The following is a 4,257-nucleotide window of genomic DNA, read 5'->3' on the forward strand; positions in this document are numbered from 1 at the left end:
AAGCCAGTTAAAGCGCGCAGCAAGCGGTCTTGTGTCAGCACCCGTTCAATATCCAGCATTTGCTTATCCCATTTCTGCCTTCTATTCTTGCTTATTTCCCGACAAGTCTATTGTGCGAAGCGACTGATCTAAATCAAATTTCGTCTTAGCCGTGAGGAAAGGGTATCAATTAAGGCAACCGCTACAATCAGAAAGATCAGGATGGCACAAACCTGCTGGTACTGGAACGAGCGAAAACTTTGATAAAGCGAAACGCCAATTCCCCCGGCTCCGACAATTCCCAGAACCGAGGCGGAGCGAACATCTGCTTCAAAGCGGTAGAGCGTGTAGGAAGTCCACAAGGGAAGAACCTGCGGAATCACCCCAAAGAGAATTTCTTGCAGTTTGCTCGAACCTGTCGCTCGAATGCCTTCTACCGGACCTGGATCGATCGACTCAACCGCTTCTGAGAAGAGTTTGCCTAGCGTTCCGGTTGTATGTACAAACAGGGCCAGCATGCCCGCAAATGGGCCTAAGCCTACGGCAACGACAAAAATGAGAGCAAAGACCACTTCGTTGATCGCCCGCATCGCATCAAGCAATCGCCTGATCGGAAACACAATCCAGGCAGGGCAGATATTGTCTGAAGCGAAAATGGAAAGGGGAACAGAAACGATCGCCGCCATCACTGTTCCCCAGACCGCCATTGAAATCGTTTCGAGCGTATCGCTCAGGTAAGAACGCCATTCCGTAAAATCGGGTGGAAAATAGCGGCTGATGTATTCCACCATATTGCCGCCACCCTGGGCGAGTTCAATAAAACTCAGGTCACTCTGAATGCCAGCAAAGACAAGAATAGCAATGCCAACGACAAGGTAGAAGATTCGATTAGGGGTAATGAGTTTATTCTCCCGCGCCAGCATCTCTCGTACTGCTTGAGAAGCTGAACCACGAGGTTCTAGCGTAATTCGATCGCTCATATCACGAATATTAAAGGAACAGTACGGCGAATCAAATGGACAATTCACTCTTGTTCAATGTGAATCATTCATAGGATGTCTGAGGAGTCTGCTGATACAGCTCCAAAGCTTGAGATTTTCCTAAATCCCCTGATAAGGAAAGACTTTGAGATGCTAAATCCTTCTGCAAAAGAATGGCTTGCATCGGTCAGTTTTTCCTTAAAAGGGGAAGAGGAAATCTTCAGCTACTTCAATGCATCGAGCTTTTGATTCAATTCATCCAGCTTTTGCTGCCTTGCCTGAGGGGTTAGGTTCTTATCGTTCTGAACCTCTAATATATCTTTACCGATGTTCAATTCACGGATGGTATTCCACGTTTTGTCTTCTGCTGGGACAAATGCCTGCCAGCCTAGCGGCTCCAGAACTGCAGTGTCTTTGTAGCTGTAGAAGAAATCCTTAATCTGTCCCTTCAAGCAATCGGGTAAGTCTTTCCGATAGGTGATCGGGTCACTCGGAATCACAGGAGAAGTCCAAATCACCTGAATTTGCTCAAAGGCTTTGGGATCAGACGCTTTCAGAGCAGTCAAAGATTCGCTGTTGTTCGTTGCCACGTCAACCTGTTGATTAGCAACTGCTTGAGCCGTCGCTTCATGGCTTCCTGCAAAAATAAGTTGCTTAAACGCCTCTTTCGCGTTCACTCCCTTTTGTGCGAATACATAATAGCTGGGAACGAGATAGCCAGAGGTTGATTCAGGATCATTAAACGCAAAGGTTAAATCTTTCGCGTTCTCTACAATATACTCATTGCCATTTCCTTTTTGAAGATCAATTTCGGAAACGATCGGATTTTCCTTGTTTGTGATGAGGTGCGAGTAATAGCCTTGCGTGCCATCTGAATTTACGGTTTGAGCAAATGCTTCTGCATTGGAACGCTCTGCTGCTGTGATATAGGACTTCCCTCCATACCAAGCAACCTGTACCTTGTTTGCCCCCATTGCCTCAATTACAGCTGCATAATCTGTGGCATAGAAAGCATTTACAGGACGACCGATCGTCTGCGACATTGCCTCGATAAAGGGTTCAAATTTAGGCTTTTGATTCTGCTGAGATTCAGTCGAGATGATTCCAAAGTCGATCGATGCAATTTCCGGCGCACAGGTTTGACCAGAAGCTGAGCCATTGCTAGTGGTCTGGGCTTGCTGATTCGACTGAGTTGAAGTGCAGCTTGCAAGCGTAGCAACACTAATCACAGATGCCGTTAATAGAGATGTCAATCTCTTGAACACAGGTGCTTTCATTTTGAATTGTTTCTCCTGATGATAAAAACGAAATACAGCGTTTTTCACTTCCGTAAGGTACGAGGGGCGAAGCCCGCACGCAGAGGCACAGCCCCTGCCCCCATTTTTTGTACTTCAATCGCCTGAACAAGGCTGTAAACAATCAACTTCTATGGCAGTTCTGTAGGAACAAAGGAAATGTGCAGTCGGATTCGCTCATCGGAAATCACGGCTTAACTCGTGAATGCTTCTGCATGGCCTTTGAGAACTAGCTCTTCAGTTGCAGTGCCGTATATCTCGTTAAGTTTGAAATCATCCAGTACGGCAACTTCTCCATCAAATCTGACTTCTCCATCTCTTAAAGCAACTGCTCGCTTAAAGTAGTGGCGCACCATCTGCACTTGATGTAGGGATGTGATGACTGTAATTCCTTGTTCCTGGTTAAGAACCGTCAGCAGTTCCATGACTTTACGGGCGGATTCCGGGTCCAGGGAAGCGATCGGTTCATCTGCGAGAATAATGTGTGCGCCCTGCATTAAACACCGGGCGATCGCAACCCTTTGCTGTTGACCTCCCGATAAGGCAGAAGCTCGCTTGTAGGCATGCTGTAGAATTCCGACTCGCTCCAGGGCAGCTAACGCCTGCTCCTTTTCCTGCTGGGTAAACCAGCGAAGCGTGGAACGCAAGGAAGGGATGCGAGATAAATTACCAACCAGCACATTTTCTAGCACCGTCAATCGATTCACAAGATTAAACTGCTGAAAGATGAAGCCCATCTGACTTCGCAGCTTTCTCACATTTGAGTGGAGGGAGCCGTTCACCTGAATCGGAGTTCCATAAATCTCGACAGTGCCTTGGTCTGCTTTATGTAAGCCGTTCAGGTTTCTCAACAGGGTTGACTTTCCGGAACCAGAGGCTCCGACTAGCGCAATCATTTCCCCGTCAGCTACGGAAAAATTAATATTCCGCAGGGCAGCAATTTTATTAAACGATTTCGTCAGGTGCTTCACTTCAACAGCAGTGACTTCTAGCGAGTTCTGCAAAACCATGCAGGCATTTCATCCTTTAACTTAAGTAAATATTCAAGTCAACACAGTCTCAGAACAATGAGATTTACCAATCCAGAAGCAACATGCTTGAACACAGCCGAACAGCAGCGATGCCCTCTTAATAGCAGACCAAGATGGGCGATCCGCAGCTCGCTAACTTAGGAGGATGGATAGGCTCCTTCCTGCGATTCCTGTTCCTAAGAAGTTTCTTCTTTAGATGTATAGACATCTAGATGAAAACTGTACCAAGCTTTATTGTGGATGCCTGTCCTTAAGGAAATGCGAATGCCAGATTAAGAACTGTTCAAGCTCAATTTAAGCTAATGGGAGCTAGATATATCTTCTAAGCACAACGCTTATGCTGAATCGTTTTCAATTACTAACTCCATCCGATCGCCACGAAATCGCGTCACGCCATACTCAATCCTTCTTCCGGTTTGATCAACATTAATCGATTCTGTTAAAAGAATTGGTGCATTAGCAGGGAGTTCTAGCAGCCGAGCATCTTTAGGCTGAACAATTCGCGCTGAGATTCGGGTACTGTGACGAATATGATCACAGCCGTATTCCTGTTGCAGTAGCTTAGAAATAGAATGATACTGCTGACAGCGTTCCGACAGGTTGGGAAACAAGATACTGGGAAAGTAGCTGCTCGATACACTAATTGGCTGCCCATCGGCAAGACTCAGCCGCTCAAATAAAACAACAGGGGTATTGATTGCTAACGCTAACCGCTTGGCAACTTTTGCATCAGCAGGAATTGTGGTAATGGCTAGGGTTTGATAGCTCGTCTGCAATCCCTGAGCCTTAAGGGCATCGTTGTAGCGAACTCGCTTGCCCAACGCATAAGTGATTGGAGTAGATGCCACAAACATCCCCCGCCCCCGATCGACTCGTACCAAGCCCTCCGTTCGCAAAACCTCGATCGATCGTCGAAGTGTATGACGATTGACACCAAAGCGGACGCTCAATTCAGCTTCGGTTGGCAATTGA

At 46.7% G+C, this 4,257-nt stretch carries 4 protein-coding genes; all 4 read right to left on the minus strand.

Features of this window, described 5'->3' with window-relative positions:
- Positions 1-128 precede the first annotated feature (128 nt).
- A complete protein-coding gene (phnE, locus tag H6F80_RS04755) occupies positions 129-959 on the minus strand; it encodes a phosphonate ABC transporter, permease protein PhnE (RefSeq protein WP_190790460.1) in 831 nt (276 codons plus the stop codon).
- 224 nt (positions 960-1,183) lie between these two features.
- Entirely contained in the window at positions 1,184-2,212 is a 1,029-nt protein-coding gene (phnD, locus tag H6F80_RS04760; RefSeq protein ID WP_242067163.1) for a phosphonate ABC transporter substrate-binding protein, read from the minus strand.
- 236 nt (positions 2,213-2,448) lie between these two features.
- Positions 2,449-3,264 (minus strand): phosphonate ABC transporter ATP-binding protein, encoded by an 816-nt coding sequence (gene phnC, locus H6F80_RS04765; RefSeq protein WP_190790462.1) that lies wholly within the window; start codon positions 3,262-3,264, stop codon positions 2,449-2,451.
- A 356-nt stretch (positions 3,265-3,620) separates the two neighbouring features.
- Positions 3,621-4,257 (minus strand): phosphonate metabolism transcriptional regulator PhnF (gene phnF, locus H6F80_RS04770; RefSeq protein ID WP_190790463.1); only part of this gene is annotated, 637 nt, incomplete at its 5' end.

It is taken from the genome of Leptolyngbya sp. FACHB-711 (assembly GCF_014695615.1).
Classification (GTDB): Bacteria; Cyanobacteriota; Cyanobacteriia; order Elainellales; family Elainellaceae; genus Leptolyngbya_A.

Bases quoted from the DNA above. Each gene is read 5' to 3' on its own strand.
- phnE (WP_190790460.1), bottom strand. From the start codon at position 959: ATGAGCGATCGAATTACGCTAGAACCTCGTGGTTCAGCTTCTCAAGCA.
- phnC (WP_190790462.1), bottom strand. From the start codon at position 3,264: ATGGTTTTGCAGAACTCGCTAGAAGTCACTGCTGTTGAAGTGAAGCAC.